Genomic DNA, 24391 nt, shown 5'->3' with positions numbered 1-24391 from the left:
CTCCCACCTTCCTAATATTCAATGAGAAGTTAGGTTATTAACATTACGATATTTGATTTTCCATATCCCATCTGCATATTCTCTAATTGACCTGTCACTCGAAAAGACCCCTGACTCCGCCATATTAACCAGAGAAATTCGGTTCCAACTTTTTTGATCTAAATAAAGAGCTTGGAGTTTTTTATGGGTATCAATATAGGAAGGAAAATCCTTTAAGACAAAAAATTCATCATTATAGATCAGCAGGGAATCGTATAATACTCTGAACTCCTCCCCCATGTTCTCGAAAAATCCACCCCTTAATTGATCCACACACGTGCTGATAACCGAATTGGCATGGTATTCATCCCAAGATTTATAACCGCCATTGCGAGTGTAATTCAATACTTGTTCGGCGTTAAGCCCAAAAATAAAGATATTTTCCTCGCCCACAGCCTCTTTAATCTCAACATTGGCTCCATCCAAAGTGCCAAGGGTAAGGGCACCATTCATCATGAATTTCATATTTCCGGTCCCGGAAGCCTCCTTGCTCGCTGTTGAAATCTGTTCACTAATATCTGCGGCAGGATAAATCAATTCTCCTTGTGATACATTGAAGTTTTCAATAAAGACGACCTTCAACTTTTTGTTAACCTTCGGGTCTTGCTCTATTTTCCGGCTCAGAGCATTTATAAGCTTAATCACGGTTTTGGCATAATGATAGCCTGGGGCTGCCTTCCCGCCGAAGATAAAAGTATGTGAACCGGTTAAGGATTCTGGGTCGTTTAGCGCCTTGTTGTATAAGTGCATAATCTTCAAGACATTAAGCAATTGTCTTTTATAGGCATGGATTCTCTTTACCTGCACATCAAAAATTGACGCAGGGTCAAGGATAAGCCCTTGGGTCTTCTTAATCCTCTCCACCAAACGACATTTATTTTCGTATTTAACTTTCGCTAGCTGTTCCAAAAAGCTGGAATTATCCTTTAAGCCATGCAGTTTCTTAAGTTCAGCCGCATCTTCCTTCCAGTTTGGTCCTATAGCATCCGTTATCAAATGAGACAATTTTGGATTAGCGGCCAAAAGAAATCTTCTATAATTTACACCGTTTGTTTTATTATTAAATTTATAGCCAAAAATTCGATAAAAATCTCTAAATATCTCATTCTTAATAATATCGGTATGTAATTTAGCAACCCCATTTACCGATGAACACCCAATGATTGCTAAATTTGCCATCCTAACATAGCCGTCTTTAAAAATCTGGGTATTGCCAATTGTCTCCTCATCATCCATAAACCTCCTCTTCAAGTCCTCCTTAAATCTGCGATCTATTTCTTCAATAATTAGATAGATTCTTGGCAGAAGACTTTTAACCAGATCAATCGGCCATTTCTCCATAGCTTCCGGCATAATGGTATGGTTAGTAAATGAGATAGTGTTAACAGTGATATTCCACGCCTCATTCCAACCCAATCCTTCTTCATCAAGCAAGATGCGCATCAACTCAGGGATACACAAAACCGGATGGGTATCATTGATGTGAACTGCCACCCAGCGTGAGAAACCTTGTAAGGAACTTGAATTATGCCTTTTTTTGTAATCTCGTACGATGGATCCTAAGCCTGCGGCAACAAAAAAGTATTCCTGTTTAAGCCTTAACTCTCTGCCGGCGCGGCTGCTCTCGTCAGGATAAAGAATATAGGAGATGGTCTCAACTTCTGATTCATAACTGGAAGTCAGATTAAACTCTCCACGATTGAAACAGGCCAGATCCAGTTCTCCGCAAATAGGTTTCGCACTCCATAACCTTAATGTGTTAATACTCAAAGTGTTATCGTAGCTCATAATCGGAACATCATAAGGTACAGCCAGTACAGATTCATAGTTCTCGTGGAAAAACGTCAGGCGCCCGTCGATTATATCTGTTCTCACATTTCCTTTGAGTTTTACAACAATCGCCTCTTCAGGCTTACAAGTCTCCCAGGGATATCCATTCGTAAGCCAATTATCCGCTACCTCAACCTGGTTGCCGCTTACAATCTTTTGTTCAAACAACCCATACTTATAGCGAATCCCATTACCATGACCGCCGATTCCCAAGAAAGCCATTGAGTCGAGAAAACAAGCTGCCAATCTGCCTAACCCTCCATTACCCAGGCCCGGATCCGCTTCTTGCTCCAAGAGATCATCAAGGTCAATACTTAAATCCGCTAAACCCTCTCTGACAAGGTCTTCAATTTTAAAGTTAATTAAGTAATTTAACAGAAGCCTGCCAATAAGAAACTCCATTGAAAAGTAATAAACCTGTTTAACCAGCGACTGAGAATTTCTGTTTACGGCCCGATACATACTGATTTTTTCTTTGAGCAAGATGACCAAGGCACTAAACTTATCCCAAAGAGTTGCTTCATTGAGAGTAAGCCCTTCCCCCTCAAGCAACTTCATTAGATAGGCCTGCTTAAAGCTTTCTTTGTCCGCAAACATAATTTTTGTTCCTCCAATACATTACTAGGCTGTTTTGCTTTTAATATAATTGTTGCTAAGGGAGCAACTTTGATGGTTAAGGAGAACTTTCGACCATGCCAGGAAACCTTTTCGGCCAAGATCAACGACTTATTGACATGACCCGTCCCCCCATATATTTCTGCATCGGAATTAAGTATTTCTTGATACCCCCCCTGGCTCGGAACTCCTAAACGAAAGTTATCATAACTCCGGTCTTGGAAATTGATTAAAATGATTAGAAAATCATGATCCTTCCGTGATTTTCGGCAAAATATTAAGATACTTTGCTGGTGATTATGGACATCAATCCATTCAAAACCAGACCAATTCTGTTCATTTTCCCAGAGGGCTTTTTCGCGCTGATAAATTTTATTCAGATCCCTAACATAATTATGGTATTTTCTATGCATCTCATAGTCCAAAATAAACCAATCCAGTTCTGCAGCATCTCGCCACTCGATAAATTGGGCCAGCTCCCCACCCATAAACACCAATTTTTTGCCGGGATGACACATCCAGTATCCATATAAGCTTCTTAGCCCTGCAAATTTTTGACCATAGTCACCTGGCATTTTGTCCAGTAATGACTTTTTGCCATGGACAACCTCATCGTGAGACAGGGGAAGGATGAAGTTTTCCGAAAAAGCATAGGTCAAGGAGAACGTCAATAGTTGGTGATTGTTTTGGCGCAAGGGAAAGTCGAGACTCATATACCGCAACGTATCATTCATCCATCCCATATTCCATTTGTAATTATAACCAAGCCCATCCACGTATGGAGGATAGGTTACCAATGGCCAGTCGGTCGATTCCTCGGCAATCATCAATATCCCAGGAAAAGCTTGCAGAACTTCTTTATTTAGCCTTTGCATAAAAGCAATTGCCTCAAGATTCTCTTTTCCTCCATTAATGTTTCTTTGCCAGGAATGATCGTTTTTGCCAAAGTCTAAGTAAAGCATACTGCTTACCCCATCGACGCGCAGACCATCGATGTGGAATTTATCCAGCCAAAACATCGCATTGGAAATAAGAAAACTCCGGATCTCCGTTTTGGCAAAATCAAAGTTATATGTCCCCCATTGATCGTTTTCTGTTCTTTCAAAAACTGCCATGCCATTTAATCGTCCTAAACCATGAGCATCTTTACAAAAATGACCCGGTACCCAGTCTAAAATGACCCCGATCCCAACTTGGTGACATTGATTAACAAAATACATAAAATCATGGGGCGTGCCAAATCTGCTCGTACATGAGTAATACCCTGTCACTTGATAACCCCAGGACCCATCGTAAGGATGTTCCATAATGGGCATTAATTCAATATGGGTATACCCCATTTTCAGAGCGTATGCAGGCAGCTCCTCAGCCAGAGTCCGCCAATTATAATAGTCTCCATCCTCTCTCCTCCTCCAGGACCCCAGGTGAACTTCATAAATTAAAAGAGGCCTTTCCCATACATTAACCTTTTCACGCCGGCTCATCCAAGCCTGATCCTGCCAGTCAAAACCCTCCAGCGAATAGACAATTGAGGCTGTGGCAGGTCGTAACTCCGAGAAAAAAGCAAAGGGATCGGATTTCAAAAACACTTGTCCGGTTTTAGTGTGAATTTCATATTTGTATAACTGCCCTTGGAGTACTTCGGGCACAAATAAAATCCACACCCCGCTGTTTCCGATTTCAACCATGAAACTATTGGCGGAATCCCAATTGTTAAACTCCCCGACGAGACCTACGTTTAAGGCATCAGGCACCCACACCGCAAAATGTGTCCCCTCAATTCCATCTCTTTCTGTGAGATGGGCACCAAATTTGCTGTAACTGCGGAACAGTTCGCCTCTATTAAAAAGATATATTTCATGCTGCTCAAGATAAGACTTTATTTCCATAACAGAACATCCTTTTTATCCATCACTATTCCCCCTCTATATCCAGAGATAGCAACTTACCTTTAAATCTTTCTATAATTTAAATAGCCCGAGGCCAGGTTCCGCTTATACGCTCTCCTATCACTGAACCTTCAGCAACTTTCTGATAATCCTTGATAATTGTAATCTCCTCTTGGTCCATATGGATACTTCCCCAAGCACCAACGGTACAGTTGTTCATAATTTCGGCATTTTCCCCAACAATTGTTTTGAGAAGGCGTGATCCCGATTGAACCTTTGCAAAGGGTAATAAAATCGAATCCTTAATTTGAACACCTTTTCCAACATAAACCCCCGGAGCCAGAATTGAATTCCTTACCTCGCCATGAACAATACAACCTTTACTCACGAAGCTATTTTCTACTTTTGCTGTAAAACCAAACGAGCTGGGTGATTGGATATCTTCATTCGAAAATATTCTGGATTTCGAATCAAAAGTATTAATGAAATGATCCTTATGCAAAGAATCCATATTTGCCTGATAATAGCTTTCGATGGTCCCAACATCCCGCCAGTAACCCTGAAACTTATAGGCGTAGATTTTTTTCCCATGCTTTAGTTGCTGAGGGATAATGTTTTTACCAAAGTCATGCTGAGATTGAAAATCACCTTCATCTTCAAGTAAAGCCTCTTTAAGTGTCGACCAGTTAAAAATATAGACTCCCATGGAAGCAAGATTACTCTTAGGTTGAGCTGGTTTTTCTTCAAACTCTGTAACCCGTTGATCTCCATTGAGAGCTAAGATACCAAATCGAGAAGAATCTTCCCAGGGCACCTCAACCGTTGCTATGGTTATTTCTGAATTCTTCATTTTATGGAACGCTAACATCTGTGAATAATCCATTTCGTAGACATGATCCCCGGAAAGAATAATCACATAGTTGGGATCGTACAAATCTATAAACTCAAAATTCTGGTAAACGGCGTTTGCGGTTCCATTATACCTAGTTTCACCCGTTTCATTGGGAACAGGGGGAAGTATATTGACTCCGCCATATGGATTAGCTAAGTTCCAAGCTGAGCCCAAGCCGAGATAAGAAATAAGCGATAAAGGTTTATATTGGACAAGAACTCCAACCGTGTTAATCTTTGAATTTGCGCAGTTACTTAAGCTAAAGTCAATAATTCTGTATTTTCCGTAGAAGGAGACTACAGGTTTAGCCCTTTTCTCAGTTAGAGCACCCAACCTGCTACCTTCCCCACCTGCTAATAGCATTGCTACACATTCTTCCTTGTACATCTTCGTGCTCCCTTCTCTCATTCTAGTGAATGTAAACTCTCTCAACCCATAATTTAATGGGCTAGCCCATTTATATAATCCGGCTTTGTGAAGGTCCGAGATAAACCTCGACTTCCGTCCGGTCTGTTGCTGCCAACATTTCGTCTTGGCTCAAGTTGTCTTTAGTAAAATCCTAATAAAAAAAAATGCCATTATCATGACATTTTTCTTATATTCAAGATTTTATTTAGTATTATTTTATATTTTTAACTTAACAATCTCATCATTGAGTATATATCCGCACCAGAAACTTCATAATTAGTTTACTGAATAAATGATTATTTTGTTATCTCTCTTACTCCAGCTCTCTCATAAACCTCTCGGCATCGCGCGGTTCCCAAACCCGGTCGACGAGCGGCGGTCGATCAGACAGCCAATTAAGACGTTCTTGGAATGTTTGTTTTTGCACACGGTAGAATATGCCGATGGGTATCCTTTCTCCCCATTCCTGGGCAAGCTCCATGGCCTTACTCAGATTCCCGGTATCAAACTCCTCTGTTAATTCGTAAACCCGCTCCGCGTACCAACGGTTCGTATTAACTTTATTAAAACTGACGCAGGGTTGAAGAATGTCAATCAAAGCATAACCGGGATGTTTAATAGCCTCTTTCATTAGTTTGATGAGATGTTCCTGGTGTCCGCTGAACCCCCGCCCCACGAAGGTGGCTCCGGCTGCCAGGGCTAACATGAGCGGGTTAAGAGGTTGATCTATATTTCCTTTCGTCTGAATTCCGGTCACCTGTCCCAGAGCTGTTGTGGGTGAAGCCTGCCCCTTGGTTAAACCATAGATCTGATTATCATGGACAAAATGGGTTATGTCTACATTGCGCCGGATATTGTGAATAAAATGATTCCCACCCTCACCATAAGAATCACCATCACCGGAATGCACGATAACCGTTAATTCCGGATTCACGATTTTGGCCGCTGCTGCCGGGGGTAAAGCACGCCCGTGCAAACCGTTAAAAACATTGCTTCGCAGATAATGAGGGAGTTTTGCCGCTTGGCCTATGCCTGATACCATTAAAATTTCTTCCGGCCGCTTGTTTAATTCAAACAAAGCCGTCTTGATCGCCTTCAGAATGGCGAAGTTCCCGCAGCCCGGACACCAGGTGATTTCGTCATCGGAATCAAACAGCTCTTTTATAAGCTCTCCGTTAGACATTCGCCATGACCTCCTTTACTTTTGCCGAGATATACCGACCGCTCATTGGTCTGCCGTCATAGCGCAGGATACTGTCTTGACAGACTAGCTGGGCTTCTTGGCGGATTAGAGCTGCCAATTGGCCGGTGGCATTTTGCTCCACGTTTATCATGATTTTAACGTCGGGATGCAGCTCCTTAAGCAGCATGGTCGGCAACGGATAAATATCTCCGAAGATTAAGGCCCCAACAGAGTAATCTGCTTCCAATAGTTTGATTGCTTCACGCACCGGTCCGGCTGATGAACCCCAAGCCACGAGCAGAATCTCAGGCTTAGCCTGTCCGATAAGCCACGGTTCCCGAACTTCCTTCCTAAGATTCTCCCAACGCTGCAGCCTTGTTTGCGTCATGGCTATTCGTACCTCTGCCGCTTCAGTAATATGTCCGGTCTCAGTATGCTCATCACTATCCGCGATGACCACCTGTGATCCGCATCGACCGGGAACTAAGCGAGGAGAAACCCCGTCCTCAGTCAATTTATAGCGTTCATACAGTTCTTGTTGCTGCCATACTTCTTTACCGGCTAAAGCACGTTCAATGGTCAACGTGGAGAAATCAAAGGGAGGAATCGTCTGATAATAATCCCCTAAATATTGATCGCCAAGCAAAATCACCGGGATCTGAAATTTATCAGCAATATTGAAGGCCCGCACTGTTTGATAAAAAGCATCTTCCGGATCACGCAAAGCTATAATCATTCTCGGAAATTCACCGTGGGAAGCCGTTAGAACAAAACTCAGATCGCCTTGTTCGGTGCGTGTCGGAAAGCCCGTCGCCGGACCCGGTCGCTGAATATTGGCTATCACTAACGGCGTTTCCGTCATTGCCGCTAGGCCCAGTCCTTCAACCATTAAGCAAAACCCTCCGCCGGATGTTGCAGTCATGGCACGAGCTCCGGCATAGGATGCCCCAATAGCCATATTGATAGCTGCTATTTCATCTTCAGCCTGTTCCACCACAATCCCCGCTTCTTCCATCTTGCCGGCTAAATAAGTCATAATCCCTGTTGAAGGGGTCATAGGGTAGCCCGAATAAAAACTAACCCCTGCAGCCAAAGCCCCCAATCCAATGGCTTGGTTTCCTGTTACCATGATTCTCGGCTGAGTTTCCGGAAATTCGAGCTTGAATCGTGATTGGGTCAAATTGTAACCATATTCCAAAGCCCGCCGGTTCATCTCAAATATCTCCTCTTTCAACAGACTTCTTAGTACCGGCCAGATCTTAGCGAGGTCTAAATCAAACAGCCTCAAAATAGCACCTACGGCTACAATCCCTTCCGTCACTATGTTTCCTGCCTCGATAGCCTTACCCTTCAACGGAAGCCAAAAAGCCTCGCCCTTACTTAGAGACCCGCTGTTACTCTCGTCACTAACCAGAACACCTCCTGGAGAAAGCTGAGAGGAATGCAGCTCTACCGTTGCGGAATCAAGCGCCAGGATAACATCAATATCCTCGCGATGGGAGTATAGGGGCCTATCTGCAAAACGAATCTGATGGAAATTATGTCCGCCCCTTACACGGGACATGTAATCTTTGTAGGAAAAAACTTCGAAACCTAGTTTTTTGATGATTTGTTCCAGTACTTTTCCAACTGTATCAATCCCTTGGCCAGCAGCGCCACCCACTAATATGTTGAAATCCAAATTAATCACCTCGTAACTTCAAGTTATAAATAAACTCCTTTTTTCCTTAATTTCATAACCGTACCTTATAAAGACCTTTATCTATACTGACTAGAATGACGGGGTTGTCCCTTCACCAATTTGACTATTCTTTACCCTTATTCAACCATCCGGCAATTTCGATAGTTCTTTTGGCCTGATGGAAAACAGCCTCTTTTACGTCTTCTACCATTTTGCCATCTTGGCCTTGAGTAACTGAGGTTCCATATGGATTGCCGCCTGCTTTAAAAATCGAAGGGTCTGTATAGCCAGGTGGCACAATGATTGCTCCCCAATGCATCAATGAAGTATATAAACTCTTAATGGTGACTTCCTGACCACCATGGGGATTCTGGGCTGAGGACATACCGCTCACAACCTTATTCATCAGCTTCCCTTGGGCCCATAAGCCTCCTTGAAGGTCAATAAATTGTTTCATCTGGGCAGCTAAATTTCCAAAGCGCGTCGGAACACTAAAAATTATGGCATCTGCCCAATCAAGATCATTTGAGCTTGCTTCCGGAATTTCTTTGGTAGCTTCTACATTTGCTTTCCATAAAGGATTGTTATTAATCGCTATTTCCGGCGCCAGTTCATGCACCTTGAGCAAACGCACTTCCGCACCCGCTTCTTTTGCTGCCTCTGCTGCCCACTGAGCCAACTGATAATTTATCCCTGTCATACTGTAATAAATAACTGCAAGTTTAACCTTTTCCATCTTACATTCTCCTTTCTATTTGCGAACTTCAACGCATTTTCATTGCCTTCTTGAACCTCTGCGATTGTTCACTTCAGCCCTTCATCACTTGTTGTAATAAACCATTTTCTCTATTAAACGGTAACAAAAAAAAATGCCATTATCATGACATTTTTCTAATAAAGATATAAATTTCGCACGAATCAACTTGTACTTATGGACGACATTCTTTAAAACGACTTAAGCCACTCATGAATCGGAAAGGTTTCCCTGAAAGCAATTACAACAATCAATCTTATTCATGCCAAACATTTTAGCAACAAGATTTATTGGACCATTTCTCAACAATAGTGTAAAAATCGTTTGTTTCAATAGGTTTTGTTAAGTAATCGTCCATTCCAGCATTGAGGCATTTTTCCCTATCTCCTTCTAAGGTGTTAGCGGTCAGGGCAATAATAGGTATATGCGTACCGCTGTTACTCTCCAATTGTCTTATCGCTCGTGTTGCCTTGAACCCGTCTAATATAGGCATCTGGCAATCCATGATGATTACTTCAAATTCCAGCTTCTGATAGATATCAACAGCAACTTCTCCGTTCTCTGCCAATAAAACCTCCCATCCTTTTCTAATTGCTATTTTTTCCATCACCATTCTATTGATCTCATCATCCTCTACGATTAGCAATTTTAACGGCTTCTTCTGGCGATTATTATCAGTATTTTTAACTATGTTCTTCTCTATTTTATTCACTTCCCTCTTATCTTCCCAATTAGTTAAACAATATTTAGTTGATCTAATTCTACTCCCGAAGCAACGCTTCTGCAGCCTTGCGTATATCTTCCAAGGCTGTAGGATGATCCAGGATCTCTCCGGCCCGATCAATCCCGCTGTAAAGACAAGGTTGATCATACTTGATTCCCAACATATGAAAGAATGTTTGAATAGAACGTTCGGCACACTTGAATACATCTGGTTTTTTAGTACCGGCGGTCGATAGGAAAAGTCCTCTCCGCTCGGATTTAGATGAATTAATTAACGGAAGATTAAGTACGTATTTACGAGCCCAAAGCACCTGCATGCGGTCAATTAAAATTTTTGTTTGGGCATTTACGCCCATCATAAAAATTGGAGCAGCTATCATAATCCTATCTGCAGAGATCAGCTTATCTTGAAGTTTTGAAATATCGTCTTTGATTATGCAGACCCCGCTAATCGAACAGGCATTACAGCCTTGACAGGGATTTACTTTCAGATCAGAAAGATAAATCAGCTCAAAATTGTGACCCTCACCTACTATAGTTTCTTTTGCCTCTAATAATAGTCGGGTAGTGTTGCCACTGCGGCGAGGACTGCAGGCAATACCAAGTACTGATAACGGCATATAATCCCCAACTCTCTTTTTCTAATCTAAGTAGTTATAACTTGATGGCCCTGAACCGGCAACAGGTTTCTTCATGATTCTTTCTCAAGTCTTATTTGCAACAACTGAGGCAAATTCTCGTCCGAAATTCCTGGCTTCTTCCAGATTGTCAGCATTCGGTACGAAATTAACACGCAAACCAGGCTGGGTAATCTTAAACTGCAGTTGTTGCAGCCGCTGTTCCATGTATTTTACTGCCTCACCACTCCAACCATAGGAGCCAAAGGCAGCTGCAGGTTTGCCTTTGTTAATAATTGCTGAAACCTCCGCCAGCAATTCCCAAATAGGAGGTATAGCGTCCCTATTGAAGGTGGGAGAACCAATCAGGAGTCCATCAGCTAGGTCGATCTTTTTCCGCAGATCAGCTTTGGAGTGCTCCAAGATATCCATTACCTCAACCTTCACACCCCCATCAGCCAGACCGACAGCTATTTCCTTGGCAAGTCTGGCGGTATAACCATAATTTGAAGTATATATTACTATAACACTTTTTGACCCTTCCTCCATTTCCCTTGTAGACCAATCAACATAACTATTAATATATGACCAGGGATCCTGACGTAAAATCGGTCCGTGAGACGGACAAATCATGTCAATTTCCAGATCTTTGATCTTGCTGGCTGCTTCAAGAGCATAATTACTAAAAGGATATATAATGGCATCGTAATAAAACTTGAATTCTTCGGAAAAGTCACCTACTAGGTCATTGAATAGCTCTTGATTGCAAAAATGACTGCCGAAAGCATCACAACTAAACAGAATTTTATCTTCCGGCAAATAAGTCATCATGGTATCTGGCCAATGTAAAAAAGGTGTAGAGAGAAAGCGCAATGTCTTTCCGCCAAGATCCAGTTCTTCCCCATGTTTAACAATTCGTTTATTAAAATCAGTGTTTAGAATTTGAGAAAGAAACGTTATCGCCGCTTGAGAACCTAAAACCTGGGCCTTCGGCATCTTCAGTAAAACATTTTGAATAGAACCAGAGTGATCCGGTTCGGTGTGATCAAAGATAATGTAGTCGATAGCTTCGGGGTCAATCACACTTGAGATTCTTTCGATAAGTTCATTCTCAAAGCCATCTTTAACAACTTCAAACAAGGCTGTTTTATTTTCACCTCTGACTAGATAAGAGTTATAGGTTGTGCCGCTTTTTGTCTCCATTATGACGTCAAAAATGCGCAGATCAGGATTTAATGCTCCTACCCAATATATCCCGTGTTTAACTTCGATTGCCTTCATTGAGTTACCTCCTATAATTATAGTTATTTAATCTATCACCATTAAATTTGACGGTATGTTCATTATCTTCTTTATTGACTCAATTTGCTCGATTTTTAGGGATTTATTCATTTCTAAATCTCAATATCTGTCTTCCCCTGTTAAGAATGATAATTATAAAAAATGTTATTATAATGACATTTTCCTATTATTTATGTTAATTTTTAATGCCCCTTGGCTCCACCTTTTCTCAATGCTTGATTTCCGCCATTATATGTAATTAAATAAGGGTTCACGAGAAGTCCTTGGAAGAACTACCTCCGCATCTCTTCCGAAACCATGACGCCCCGTGGGGCTCTTTTTATTTATTTATCTATAGTCGGCGGGTATAGAAAAACCCGCCGATGTAACAGGATTGCTCCTGATTACACCAACGGGTTTCACCACCTTATTTTCATTTTCACCATACTTTATTATTTTCACCGGAGTTTATTATCATATGAACAATAAATGTACAGAAAATAAAGTTATAGACTGTCGTTGCTGAAATAACGTGGATAAGGGCATTTTACATTACGTTATTACAGACAGTGGCTTAAGGTGAAAACAATTGAAATGCCCCTTAATGAAATCTTGTTAAATATCTGCGATTAATGGATTAATTCTTTGCGGTTAACAGTTTCTGGGATCCTTTCTAACCAATTGTTTTCAATCAATAAGTCAGCGCCATGCTTGGCATACTCTAAAGACTCAATGCTCAGTCGACTAAAAGCAGTAACTAAATCTTTTCGGGCAGAGCTCGTCAGAGCAAAGGCATCTGACAATGTACTATAAGATGTTACAACAGTTGAATGGAAAAGCATTAACTTTTCGCTATAAGGAGAATGTTTTGAGTCAGAGACCTGAAATTCCCCTGGCATGGGTATAGTTAAATTTTCTTCTTGTAGGATACTTCCTAAAATTTTAGTATGTTCACTATCAATTTGCTTTCCTCTCTCGAAATATTTCTTAATATCTTTTGACTTAGTAACTTGAGCGAAGCCTAAATTCAAAGTAGAAAATACCATTTTGATTACGATGCAATGGTATAAGTGACTAATCTCTACAGCATTTAGGGTTCTTTTCCCTCCGAAAATTGAACCATAATAATTTTTGTCATCAACAAGTTTAAGTTGATCGGGAACAACAATAATTGGGGATTTCGGAAGTAGCCCTTTTGCTAATAAGACATTCGTTGTCTTTTCGATGAGATTGCTCGAAGACGTAATTGCATTTAAATATATTTGTCTAAAATCAGAGCGGGGACTCCGAGTCAATGCTAAAAGATAATGCTCCACAACATAAAGGCTCATGAGCCGCGTGTAGATCAAGCCAAAAGCTTCAGAGAAAAGACCAGGAGCACTGGCATCTACGTCTTTTTCCCCAAAACCAATTGGGATTGGATGATGGATGGAAGTATACAAGTTTTCCATTGATTTAACCCGTTCGGTTGATAAATCGAGAGCTTGTTGCAGGATAGGCTTTATATCGGGGTCTTTCGTTTGTTCTGTGATATGTTTAAGCATACATACAGACATGGTTTCTGCCATATAACCTGTCCAAAGATGTCCGATATCTGAAGCTGTAGGCGGAATATCTGATAAGTTATGTTGGTAATTGCCAAATGGCAATTGTTCGAGGGTACTTTGCTGAATCTCATTGAGATTTTCCATGGTATTCACCCCACTTTTTTTATAATTAGAAATTAGTATCTGTAATTTTTAGTTAATCATTCGAAAGAGAATATTTTAAGTGACTCTGTACCAGCGAAGTGACAGTTTTCTTAATTTCCTAAATTCAACTTTTGTTGTTCTATTCTAAGGGTAAAAAAAACATCCCCTTAGCTTTCGTGATTTCACGTTTGCGTTTTGCCATGATGACACCCTCATTAAAAGAAAACTGGGCTACCCGAAGGTGTATATTTGAAAAACGCCCCTTCCCCCCGCAATCTCTCAATGTTTGATTTACGTAGTGTCCATCTATTTCCACGGAATAGAGTCTTACTGGGAAGTAGGTTTGAGAATTTCAAAGAAAATGGAATACGGTCTTCCCTCAAATCAGGGTAAAGTATCATGGAATAAAGGTTATTCCGTGACCCGTATCCCTTGATACATAAGCCTTTCAGCGTTTGAAATAAAGTGTTACCGTCCAAATACTAACAAAGATAAGCAAAAAAGGGTAGAGTGAGGATTTTACTTTCGATAATCCTTCTCTACCCCTTTGTTTTCAAGGGTTTCGGGCATTTTTCAGTTCTATTTTTCTATTCCCTTTTCTCCTCTTCACGGTAAAGCTTTCATTGGAGGGAAAGGGTTTATCAGGGGGAAACACTTTCTGTAGACAGTAGTAGAGCTCCTACTCAACCGTCACACTCTTTGCCAAATTCCTCGGCTTGTCAACGTCGCACCCTCTGGCCACAGAGACATAATAAGCCAAGAGTTGGAGCGGAATAACTGTCAGAATCGGGGCCAGTTCATCCCTTGTCTCAGGAATATAAATAACATGGTCTACAGACTTGGCAAGACTGGTGTTGCCTTTGTAAGTCATTCCGAAGACTTTGGCATCCCGGGCTTTTACTTCTTTGATATTGGAAACAGTCTTATCAAATACGTCTCGTTGTGTTGCTAAGGCAATGACAGGGGTCTGTTCTGTGACAAGGGCTAAAGTACCGTGTTTTAATTCTCCTGCAGCATAGGCTTCAGCATGAATATAGGAAATCTCCTTCATCTTCAGAGCGCCCTCCATAGATACGGCCCAGTCTAAAGAGCGACCCAGGAAGAAAGCATCTTCTACGCCCACAAAGGATTGGGCTAATTGACGAATGCTGCTCTCCTGATCAAGAATTTCCTGCACTTGAGCAGGGATCTCTTTTAAATCACTGATAATTTCACCGATTTTGCTTGCAGGCAAAGTTCCTTTAACTTGAGCAAGATACAATCCAAGTAAGACCATACCTTCTAATTGAGTTGTATAAGCTTTTGTCGAGGCCACCGCAATTTCCGGACCTGCCCAGGTATATATTACATCATGAGCGTCCCTGGATACTGTGCTGCCCACGACATTGGTGATGGCGATGACACGCGCGCCCCGATTTTTAGCTTCTCTTAAAGCAGCTAAAGTATCTGCCGTTTCACCGGACTGACTTACAACCACAACCAGAGTGTGCTCATCAATGAGCGGCGAGCGATAGCGAAACTCTGAAGCAATGTCCACTTCTACAGGGAGATGGGCCCAGCGCTCTATCAGAGTCTTGCCTACTAAGCCGGCATGCCAAGCTGTTCCGCAAGCAACAATATATACTTTATGCATCTGAGAGAGTTGTTCTGAGGACAAATCCACTTCCTGGAGAACAACTTTCTCCTCCTCTAAACGCCCCAGTATTGTATCTCTTAAGGCACGAGGCTGCTCGTGAATTTCTTTAAGCATAAAGTGTTCATAGCCGCCTTTTTCTGCTGCTACAGCATCCCACTTAACATGCATGACTTCTTTTTCACGAGGATTTCCCATGAAATCTGAAACTCTAACCCCATCTTCTTGGATTACAACCATTTCACCGTCATCTAAAATATAAACTTGGCGAGTATGGTTTAAAATAGCGGTTATGTCACTGGCGACAAAAAATTCTCCAGTACCAAGCCCGACAACCATGGGGCTGTCTTTGCGAGCCGCTACCAGCTTATCCGGTTCCTTGCGGCTGAGCACGACCAGAGCGAAGGAACCGCTAATAACTTCTAAGACCTTGCGAACGGCAGCTTCCAGATCTCCTTGGTAAAAGTCTTCAACAAGGTGCGCCAACACTTCTGTATCAGTTTCCGAAACAAAGGAATGCCCTTTTTCGATAAGCTGATCTTTTAATTCCAGATAATTCTCGATAATCCCGTTGTGCACCACTGCAAAATCCTGTCCGCAATCCCCATGAGGATGGGCATTGACATGGGAAGGACGTCCGTGAGTAGCCCAGCGTGTATGACCAATGCCTATGCAGGATTGGGAAAAATTATCTCCGATCTCCTTCTCCAAGGCGACCAATTTGCCAACACTTTTGGACACAGATATTTTATCAGTATCCAACACGGCTACCCCGGCTGAGTCATACCCACGATATTCTAATTTCTTTAAACCTTCTACTAAAATAGGAATAGCAACTTGTTTCCCCACATATCCAACGATTCCGCACATTCTATATTTCTCCCCTCAAATTCTGTTCTGCTTTTAGTGACCTTTTCATTTTTATCGAGTTTAAAACACAAGAAAAAGCCGCCCGACCTTGGACGACTTCGTTGTTTCATTTTTGGCATAGCTTAAGTCAAGGAGGTAAATGGGCACACTACCCCCTTGTCTTGTTCACTCACTCTTTGTCCCGAAAATTACTTTCCGGTTTTATGTAAGCGTAACGGTGACAAGCCACCGAGAGGAACCCGCCGAATGGTTCGATAACCCTCTTCCTCGTCGACCTTATTTTATATAAGGCCCTGGCGCTTAAACGTTTCTGAAACAACGCAATTCAATTGTACCTACAGCTCACTTGGCTAAAGATATTTCTGTCCTGCTTTTCTTATAGCATCACTCCTTTCAAATAACCAACTTAGCAGCTCAGGTCAAACTAAACCAGCCAGCTAAATCATTACTATCTGCGCAAAACGGTTCATGTATGAGTCAAATACGTATGTTTTATCACAAAGTCCGATCGATTTATAAATTATAAGGACCCTTATATAGATCATATTGATATTATTAAGATTTAGACCACTCTTGCTTCTTTATAGATCCTTATAAATTCTCATAAATCAATGGAACTTATGGATGTTATAAGTATAACGCCAATATCATTCTATGCGTTATATCTGCATTTGTTCCCACACATGAGCCTATTATACGCTAAAGTCAATAAGTAATCCAATGGTATCTTTATGCATTGTTATCATGCATCACATTTAATGATAAAGTCAATAACTCCTTGGGCTAATTCTGTTAATTTTTCCTGATCAGGTCCTTCTACCATCACTCGAATCAAAGGCTCTGTCCCCGAAGGACGTACTAAAACCCGGCCCCTTCCGCCCAGAACTTCTTCGGCTTCCCTAACTTTGGCGAGTATCCTGTCATCGGACATTAAACGTTCTTTATTGGTTACCCGGGCATTGAGAAGAACTTGAGGCAGTCGCTGCATTTGCAGAGCAAGCTGGGACAGCGGGATTTCCCGTTCTTTGACCACCGACAGCAAATGAAGGGCTGTCAATAAGCCATCCCCTGTGGTGTTCTGATCCAAGAAAATTATATGACCTGATTGTTCTCCGCCTAATTTCGCTCCTGTGCGCAGCAGTTCCTCCATGACATAACGATCTCCGACTTGGGTCTCGTGAATGGTGATTCCCGCTTCCTTAAGCGCTAAATGCAACCCCAGATTGCTCATGACTGTAACAACCACAGCATTTTCTGCTAAGGTTCCCTTCGCTTTCTGGGCTAAAGCACAGATCACCATAATGAAATCCCCATCAAGAATATTTCCAAGTTCATCCACTGCTATCAAGCGGTCGGCATCACCGTCATTGGCCAGGCCAAGGTCTGCGCTGTGTTCCAAAACAGCACGCTGCAGCTCTTCAGGATGAGTCGAGCCGCAGCCTGCGTTGATATTCACCCCATCCGGAGTATGGAAAATCGGAATGACCTCTACGCCAAATTCCCGCAAAGCCGCCGGTCCTACGTAAGCCGCGGCGCCGTTGGCACAATCCAACACAACTTTAAGACCATCGAGGCGTCCTATGGACTGCTTAAGAAAGTTTATGTACCGTTCTCCGGCATCCTTAACCTCAATAACACGTCCAACTTCCCCGCCAATGGGAGTATCCCATGGTTTATCTTCATTGAGGACAATACTTTCAATTTCATCCTCGATGGCATCCGGTAATTTAAATCCGGTGGAATCAAAAAATTTTATTCCATTATCTTGAACAGGGTTATGGGATGCTGAAATCACGACACCTGCACTGACATCTAAGGTACGTGTTAAGTAAGCGATCGCCGGTGTCGGCAGAACACCTACCCGTAAAACATCCGCTCCAACAGAGCAAATCCCGGCGATTAATGCCGCTTCAAGCATATCCCCTGAAATCCTGGTGTCCTTACCTATCACAATTCGTGGGTGTGGATGCTCCTTGCTTAAAACATACGCACCTGCTTGCCCAAGTCGAAAAGCAAGGCCCGGTGTCAGCTGGCTGTTAGCCACGCCGCGCACTCCATCGGTTCCAAAGAGTCGGCCCAAATCCTTTCTCTCCCTTTCGTTTCAAATTTTATCCCCATAAAACGTTTAAGCTCGATAGAACTATACATAACATTATCTAATTATAATCTTATAAACAAGATGTTCAACTTCTTTTTTGTCAAGACACTCTTATTCTACTCTACCATCGCATATTGCGCCATAAGGTGCTCGGCCATTCTTAAACCATCCACCGCTGCGCTTGTGATGCCTCCGGCATAGCCGGCACCTTCTCCCGCCGGATAAAGTCCTGCTATGCTTATTGATTCTCCTCGTTCATTTCGTACGATGCGAAGAGGAGAGCTTGTCCTCGACTCAATTCCAGTCAAAGTTGCTCTAGGCCCTGTAAATCCATGAATCTTGCCATCGAAAGCTTGTAAGGCCCTGCCTAGGACGTCCCCGACCTCCTGGGGAAGGACACCATGAAGATCATAAGGCACAATACCCGGCAGATAACTGGCAGGCAAGTCAAAATTATCGGAAACCCTTCCCGCTAAAAAATCCTGGACCCGCTGTGCCGGAGCACGATAACTGAATCCTCCGGCAGCGAAAGCTTTTCTTTCCCAGGTCCTTTGAAACTCCAGACCCGCCAAAAGATGGGGCGTTGCAAAATCATCGGTTCCTATGGTCACGACAATGGCACTGTTAGCGTAGTTAGTGTCCCGGGAGTATTCACTCATCCCATTAGTAACGACTCCACCTTCTTCCGAAGCAGCAGCTACGACCTTCCCGCCAGGGCACATACAAAAGGCATAAGCGCCCCTGCCGGTCATGGAGTCCTTAAAAGTCAACTGGTAATCGGCAGGACCCACCAGGGGGTGCTCCTCGACACCGTATTGCGCTAAATTAACCATGGCCTGGGGATGTTCAATACGCAGGCCTATGGCAAAACCTTTCCTCTCCAGAGCAATCTCCCGGTCATGAAGAAATCCATAGACATCCCGGGCGCTATGCCCCACAGCTAAAACAATGGCCTCCACGGGAATTTCTACCTGACCATTCACCGTAACACTTTGTATCTGACCACTTAAGGACTTTAAAGCTGTCACTTTAGCTCGAAAGCGAACTTCGCCGCCCAGAGAAATAATTTCTTGCCGAATACCTCTGACTACATCTTTAAGAATATCAGTACCAATGTGCGGTTTAGCTAAGAAGAGGATTTCGGGGGGCGCCCCGTGTTTAACAAAGGTTTCTAAAACCTCTGTAATACGGCGATCTTGAATGCGGGTTGTCAGTTTTCCATCAGAAAAGGTTCCCGCCCCGCCTTCACCAAATTGTACATTGCTCTCTGTGTCTAATCTCCCTGTCTGCCAAAATTCCTGAACCTTCCGAGTACGCTCTTCCACCGAATCTCCCCGCTCCAGCACTATGGGCCTATACCCTCTTCGAGCTAAGGCCAAGGCTGCAAAATATCCGGCAGGACCTGAACCAACCACCACCGGACGATGCTTTAGCTTTTTGCAGGGCTTGGACCATACGACAGGAACTTCCGGCGGGGCTTCTTTAAGTCCGGGAATCCTTGATAAAAGCCTGGATCCCTCTTTTTTGGGGATTCCCAGAGAAAATTGAACTGTATAATCAAAGACGAGATGAGGTTTTTTACGAGCATCCAGGGAACGGCGCAAGAAACGAAGTCCCTGAATCATTGCTTCAGGGACCTTTAACTTGCGGGCCATAGTAACTGTCAACAAGTCGTCGTTTTCCACGGGTATCCTTAAACTTGTCCATATAAAATCCACGTTTGCTTATTCTCCTTTTGACGTAGAAGCCTTCGCTTTAAGACTATAGGTTATCTGTGGCGTCGTAGGCATCGTTACTCCGGGGGGAAGCTGCCAGAGAACCGGCGTATTGGGATAGCTTCCTACTGCTTGACCGGAAGCATCGACCCAAAGCTGAATCTGATCGGTGGTTACGTTATTCACAACATCCGGAAGGCCTTCAATCACCACATCGAGGGGTGAAGTTGTTTGATCAACTTGAAGACTCTTGTCAACATTACGTATCTCAACCGGAACACCTGTAATGGTTTTTTGTATTGGACCGGCTCCTATTTGAGCAATAACGCTGATAGTCGTACCATCGAGGAATGAGACTCCCGACGGCAGGCTGATTTTATCTAAGGGAATCGGAAAGGTTTTGTCTTCCGTAAGACCGCTGAGATCCACAGGGCCAACCGTCAAGGAATCAAATCCCTTTAAGGCCTGGGCGCTGCCGGTAACCTGTACACTGATGGGCGAAGGCAGCACAGACTTCAGCACCTTTCCCTGTGCCACTGTCCCTGTGGTTTTCACATTGAGGGTTACCATCTTGGTAGACAGGCCTTTAGCCGTGACCGGAACGACAACATCGACACTGCTCGGGTAAGCAGTCAAGATATCGACACTGGGGTTGGGTCCAAGAATAGGCTTGCCCGCTTTATCGCGGAAACTTATTGGCGGAGAGACTTCAACAGTATTATTGGCTCCGGCAATATTAACCTCTGCAATAACTTTATCCAAGGTCGAGACAAACTTACTAGGACCTCTGACGTTGACCGCCGAAGGTTTAACCATTGGAGTCCCAACTTGAAAACCGTCAGCAGGATTGCCGGACATAGCCACCTGAACCGGTACAATTTTCTCTTGAACAGTATCGAGAGTTAATTTAATACTGGTAGGCTGCCAATCAACAACATTTGTTCCCGATGGATAGTTTACTTTCACATTGTAATCATGGTCCCCGGCAGTCCCCCCAGTCAGATCAACCTGGGCATAAATGTCTTTAATATTAGCACTGGGATTAATCCCCTGGAAACGGACACTGACTAGAGGAAGCGTACTCATGACGATCATATTTTGAGGTAAGTTAGTGACCACTAAGGGAACGTTCAGCGTCTGTTCAGGTATTATTTTATCGGAACTTCCTTGGTAAATGACAAAAAGCCAAAATAGAATGGCAACTAGGAATGAAAGCAACTTGACTCCGAGGTTTCGCCGCAAAATCCCCATCATAGCTACCACCTCCAAAAGGGAATTGTCAGGGAAGAACTGGTATTCAGTTCAAGCTCCCTTAATAACAATTCACGTAACATTTTATCATCCATGAAGCGAGTCAGAGCACCATCGATTCCCACAGAAATTGCCCCGGTTTCCTCTGAAACAACAAGAGCTATGGCATCGGTAATTTCCGTCAGTCCTAAAGCAGCCCTGTGTCGGGTCCCTAAATCTTTTTGAATGTTAGGATTTTCGGAGAGGGGCAGGAAACATCCTGCAGCTGCTACCCGATCCGAACGTATGATGACTGCCCCGTCGTGAAGCGGTGTATTGGGAATAAAAATATTAACCAAAAACTCGGAGGAAACCACACCATCAATTTTAATTCCTGTCTCTACAAAATCCTGAACGCCTGTTTTTCGTTCAAAGACTATTAAAGCTCCGATGCGATTCTTCGAGAGGACTTGGGTACAGCGCACTAATTCTTCAATTACCTGTTCTAAAGAATTAATGCCGGGATTTAAAGGATGGCGAGTCAAGAACCTTCCCCGGCCAAGCTGCTCCAAGAATTTTCTCAGCTCGGGCTGAAAAACCACCGGAATTGCAAAAACAAACATCTGAAACAGTTTGTCGAGAATCCAGCTGAGGGTCCTCAGTTGAAAGTATTTTGCCAAAAGGTAGGCCACGAGAAGGAACAAAACACCTTTGACCAACTGAACTGCCCGGGTTCGTTTAATGAGCATATAGAATTGGTAGAAGACCACTGTCACTACTAGAACATCAATAGCATCAAGCCAGCCAAAATTGCGAAATTGAGATAAAACTCCCGTCATGGTCTTCCCCCCTTCTTATATACTCCATCTTACAGAGAGTTGCATCTAATTATTGATTCTCCACATTTCTAAAAATACCTTGCCGCTAAAAAATATTTTTAAAAAATCAAAGGATTTTTAGGCCTGCCAGTAAACCAAAACAACCTGTTAACATCATATCCCCATAAGGGGCCGCTTCATACCACTGTAAAGATTTAACCATACTTCTCCTCGGACCGGTAACAGCCACAAAATCCCAACCCGATTTCATTTCCGGATGCCACGCTGCCCCATGTCCTCCATGCTGAAAGACTTCTTCATTCGTCAATTCCGCCGTTTGAAAGCGCTTAACAAAGGCAGCCAAGGTTTCAAGGGTCAGCAAGCTCGTATGATGTTCGAAAATACCGTAGACCCGTTCTCCACGTATCGCTGCCACAAGGGTATGAGAATTTCCGACGTTAACTGCTAAGATCCCCTGTTCCAGATGGGGCTTCACCACAGGATCGGCCATAATTCCCATAAGCGCTGCAGTCCCGGTATCGGTGATAACCGCACCGGGCAGGATCTCCTGAACGGCCCTCATCCGAGTAAAGACCTCCGGGATCTCCTCTTGGAAAACCAAGGTTTTCAGATCGCCTCCCTGGAGCACAAAATCCTTCCAAAGGCGAAAGCGCAATGTTCGATTACTTTCCGTTTTGCTATAGCCGTGGTCCTGCACAGCTACAGCCCATTTCTGCGGGTACTCTAGGCCAAAAGCACCAATAGCCTGCTCCAAGGCAGATGTATCAATGTCTCCCATCCACATGGAAGCTGCTGCAGGAGCGGGGGCTTCCGAGCAGAGTTCAATTCCCATAGTTTTAACCTTTTCCAGGTTATCATTGAATGTCAGAGCGGCCTTTGGGGTAGCATAAGCTTTCAGCCCTAAGGCCAAGTGTTCTTTAAGAGCCTGGGAACAGGCTCCGCCGCCCATCAGGTGCCCATGTAGAAAAATTTCCCTGCCCGCAGAACTGGCCTTCCGTATCTGAGCTGCAACAACTTGAGTACGACTGGGAACAATAAACTTAGGACAATTTTCCAGGGCGGTGCCCGGTTGATAAAGGAGGACATCTTGAGTACCGGACCCTACATCAATAGCAATTACCTTATTATCCATTGCAACACCCTCTATCTCTATATACAAAACCGACTGTTTTAAAATCCGAATCATCTTCGCCCATACTACTAAACTTTGGTAAGAAATGCAATTATTTGAGAAGCCTTTTCCCGATCCAAGGCTTAAAGATTTTTACAGCTTGCTGCGGGCAAAGCTCCTGGCAGCAAAAGCAACGTATACAAGCCTCCAAATCGACTTCTGGGCGCTGATGTTCATTCAGGCTCAATGCTTTCGGCGGACAGTTATTCACACAGTCTTTGCACCCCACGCAAACAGAATGTTCAAAAACAGGGCGTGGGCGGACTCGATTAAGCATAAACTTCTTAGCGGTTTTTGGCAGCGGCACCATGTCCAGAAAATTTGTGGAAACTGTTTTAGGAATTTCAAAATCTTGAATGCGCCACAGTGAACGGGCATCCCCCTTTAGTTCAATTTCGTCCATTCGGCTGGTTAATCCCCGATTACGCGCTGCCAGCACCGTTGGAACCCTTTCAGGCTTCAACCCAATCAAATCTGCCGCAACGACATCTAGAGCGAAGGGATCAGAACTCATGATCAATACTCCGATGTCACGGGGCTTTCCTGCCGAAGGACCATCCCCTTCCATTCCCACAATTCCATCCATAATATTTAAGGTTGGTTTAACCCAAGAGGCTATGTCTACCAACAGATCGGCAAAATCCGTAATTTTAAACATTTTTAAATGATATTCAGCCTTCAGAAAACCGGGAATGACTCCGAAAAGAATTTTCACTGCCCCGGTAAAGGTCATCATGCCATGAGTCTTAAGCTTAGATATAGGGATGATCACATCTGCGTCAAGAGCACAATTGGTGACTGTCAAACTTTTAACTATTTTCCCCGCGGGAAACGGAATCGTCGTTTGGCCAATGTCTTCATTAAGAAGCGCTCCCGTTCGTTCTGCCACGTCACGCAAACCCGAGCGCGTATAAACGGCCTGAAGGGCATTCAAGGTGTAAGGCCCTCCGGGGCTGTCTCCAATGATGGGAATCCCGCCGGCTTCCTGCACCAGACGTACTACTGCTTCCACAACACTGGGATGAGTCGTTACGGCTTCCTCGGGACGCTTCTTCATCAAGAGATTGACCTTGAGCAGCACCTTTTGACCGGGTTTCACAAATTCAGACATACCGCCCCATTCTGCCAAACCACCCTTCAAGCTTTGGACAATGTCTGCCGAATAATCCGGGCAGTATTTTAAAACTACTTTTTCTTGCATTTGAGTTTTTCACCCTTTCCAGATCGTTAAA

General features: G+C 43.4%; 17 protein-coding genes. All 17 read right to left on the bottom strand.

Translation table 11 applies throughout. From position 1 onward, the window contains the following. Positions 1–18 precede the first annotated feature (18 nt). The gene (locus DESACI_RS03155; protein ID WP_014825722.1) at positions 19–2466 is read right to left on the bottom strand and encodes a glycogen/starch/alpha-glucan phosphorylase; all 2448 of its coding nucleotides are present in this window, start codon (positions 2464–2466) and stop codon (positions 19–21) included. Continuing rightward, the gene (glgB, locus tag DESACI_RS03150) at positions 2427–4373 is read right to left on the bottom strand and encodes a 1,4-alpha-glucan branching protein GlgB (protein WP_014825721.1); all 1947 of its coding nucleotides are present in this window, start codon (positions 4371–4373) and stop codon (positions 2427–2429) included. Before glgB ends, DESACI_RS03155 begins: the two co-directional genes overlap by 40 nt. Before the next feature lie 79 nt (positions 4374–4452). Further along, on the bottom strand, positions 4453–5652 hold the full coding sequence (locus DESACI_RS03145; protein WP_014825720.1) for a glucose-1-phosphate adenylyltransferase: 1200 nt from the start codon (positions 5650–5652) through the stop codon (positions 4453–4455). Between the two features lie 334 nt (positions 5653–5986). Continuing rightward, on the bottom strand, positions 5987–6856 hold the full coding sequence (locus DESACI_RS03140) for a 2-oxoacid:ferredoxin oxidoreductase subunit beta (RefSeq protein ID WP_014825719.1): 870 nt from the start codon (positions 6854–6856) through the stop codon (positions 5987–5989). Continuing rightward, complete coding sequence (locus DESACI_RS03135) at positions 6849–8537, bottom strand: 2-oxoacid:acceptor oxidoreductase subunit alpha (RefSeq protein WP_014825718.1); 1689 nt, start codon at positions 8535–8537, stop codon at positions 6849–6851. The genes DESACI_RS03140 and DESACI_RS03135 overlap by 8 nt, the downstream gene beginning before the upstream one ends. Before the next feature lie 124 nt (positions 8538–8661). Next, positions 8662–9273 carry an NAD(P)H:quinone oxidoreductase gene (gene wrbA / locus DESACI_RS03130; RefSeq protein ID WP_014825717.1) on the bottom strand — a complete coding sequence of 204 codons (612 nt, stop codon included), beginning with the start codon at positions 9271–9273 and terminating at the stop codon, positions 8662–8664. A 292-nt stretch (positions 9274–9565) separates the two neighbouring features. After that, the gene (locus DESACI_RS03125) at positions 9566–10003 is read right to left on the bottom strand and encodes a response regulator (protein WP_014825716.1); all 438 of its coding nucleotides are present in this window, start codon (positions 10001–10003) and stop codon (positions 9566–9568) included. A gap of 49 nt (positions 10004–10052) precedes the next feature. Next, positions 10053–10634 (bottom strand): flavodoxin family protein, encoded by a 582-nt coding sequence (locus DESACI_RS03120; RefSeq protein ID WP_014825715.1) that lies wholly within the window; start codon positions 10632–10634, stop codon positions 10053–10055. An 84-nt stretch (positions 10635–10718) separates the two neighbouring features. Beyond that, a complete protein-coding gene (locus DESACI_RS03115; protein WP_014825714.1) occupies positions 10719–11912 on the bottom strand; it encodes an FprA family A-type flavoprotein in 1194 nt (397 codons plus the stop codon). Between the two features lie 629 nt (positions 11913–12541). Further along, positions 12542–13603: a DUF3231 family protein gene (locus DESACI_RS03110; protein ID WP_014825713.1), complete on the bottom strand. Its 1062-nt coding sequence runs from the start codon at positions 13601–13603 to the stop codon at positions 12542–12544. A gap of 679 nt (positions 13604–14282) precedes the next feature. Then, complete coding sequence (gene glmS / locus DESACI_RS03105) at positions 14283–16106, bottom strand: glutamine--fructose-6-phosphate transaminase (isomerizing) (RefSeq protein ID WP_014825712.1); 1824 nt, start codon at positions 16104–16106, stop codon at positions 14283–14285. A 742-nt stretch (positions 16107–16848) separates the two neighbouring features. Further along, positions 16849–18186 (bottom strand): phosphoglucosamine mutase, encoded by a 1338-nt coding sequence (gene glmM, locus DESACI_RS03100; RefSeq protein WP_014825711.1) that lies wholly within the window; start codon positions 18184–18186, stop codon positions 16849–16851. Between the two features lie 134 nt (positions 18187–18320). Then, positions 18321–19922 (bottom strand): NAD(P)/FAD-dependent oxidoreductase, encoded by a 1602-nt coding sequence (locus DESACI_RS03095; RefSeq protein ID WP_014825710.1) that lies wholly within the window; start codon positions 19920–19922, stop codon positions 18321–18323. A 6-nt stretch (positions 19923–19928) separates the two neighbouring features. Next, on the bottom strand, positions 19929–21173 hold the full coding sequence (locus tag DESACI_RS03090; RefSeq protein WP_014825709.1) for a CdaR family protein: 1245 nt from the start codon (positions 21171–21173) through the stop codon (positions 19929–19931). Positions 21174–21175: 2 nt separating this feature from the next. Further along, positions 21176–21988: a diadenylate cyclase CdaA gene (gene cdaA / locus DESACI_RS03085; protein WP_014825708.1), complete on the bottom strand. Its 813-nt coding sequence runs from the start codon at positions 21986–21988 to the stop codon at positions 21176–21178. A gap of 106 nt (positions 21989–22094) precedes the next feature. Beyond that, positions 22095–23120: a DUF1786 domain-containing protein gene (locus DESACI_RS03080; RefSeq protein ID WP_014825707.1), complete on the bottom strand. Its 1026-nt coding sequence runs from the start codon at positions 23118–23120 to the stop codon at positions 22095–22097. Between the two features lie 91 nt (positions 23121–23211). Next, positions 23212–24360, bottom strand: coding sequence for a DUF362 domain-containing protein (locus tag DESACI_RS03075; RefSeq protein WP_014825706.1), 1149 nt, complete (start codon positions 24358–24360; stop codon positions 23212–23214). Between the last annotated feature and the right edge of the window lie 31 nt (positions 24361–24391).

It is taken from the genome of Desulfosporosinus acidiphilus SJ4, assembly GCF_000255115.2.
Classification (GTDB): Bacteria; Bacillota; Desulfitobacteriia; order Desulfitobacteriales; family Desulfitobacteriaceae; genus Desulfosporosinus; species Desulfosporosinus acidiphilus.
Note: the sequence above shows the minus strand (reverse complement) of the source record. Positions and strands in the feature narration are given on the sequence as shown.

Coding starts and splice junctions, on each gene's coding strand:
- wrbA (WP_014825717.1), bottom strand. CDS start 9,273: ATGGAAAAGGTTAAACTTGCAGTTATTTATTACAGTATGACAGGGATA.
- glgB (WP_014825721.1), bottom strand. CDS start 4,373: ATGGAAATAAAGTCTTATCTTGAGCAGCATGAAATATATCTTTTTAAT.
- DESACI_RS03120 (WP_014825715.1), bottom strand. CDS start 10,634: ATGCCGTTATCAGTACTTGGTATTGCCTGCAGTCCTCGCCGCAGTGGC.
- DESACI_RS03110 (WP_014825713.1), bottom strand. CDS start 13,603: ATGGAAAATCTCAATGAGATTCAGCAAAGTACCCTCGAACAATTGCCA.
- DESACI_RS03140 (WP_014825719.1), bottom strand. CDS start 6,856: ATGTCTAACGGAGAGCTTATAAAAGAGCTGTTTGATTCCGATGACGAA.
- DESACI_RS03090 (WP_014825709.1), bottom strand. CDS start 21,173: ATGATGGGGATTTTGCGGCGAAACCTCGGAGTCAAGTTGCTTTCATTC.
- DESACI_RS03155 (WP_014825722.1), bottom strand. CDS start 2,466: ATGTTTGCGGACAAAGAAAGCTTTAAGCAGGCCTATCTAATGAAGTTG.
- cdaA (WP_014825708.1), bottom strand. CDS start 21,988: ATGACGGGAGTTTTATCTCAATTTCGCAATTTTGGCTGGCTTGATGCT.
- DESACI_RS03080 (WP_014825707.1), bottom strand. CDS start 23,120: ATGGATAATAAGGTAATTGCTATTGATGTAGGGTCCGGTACTCAAGAT.
- DESACI_RS03115 (WP_014825714.1), bottom strand. CDS start 11,912: ATGAAGGCAATCGAAGTTAAACACGGGATATATTGGGTAGGAGCATTA.
- DESACI_RS03145 (WP_014825720.1), bottom strand. CDS start 5,652: ATGTACAAGGAAGAATGTGTAGCAATGCTATTAGCAGGTGGGGAAGGT.
- DESACI_RS03075 (WP_014825706.1), bottom strand. CDS start 24,360: ATGCAAGAAAAAGTAGTTTTAAAATACTGCCCGGATTATTCGGCAGAC.
- glmS (WP_014825712.1), bottom strand. CDS start 16,106: ATGTGCGGAATCGTTGGATATGTGGGGAAACAAGTTGCTATTCCTATT.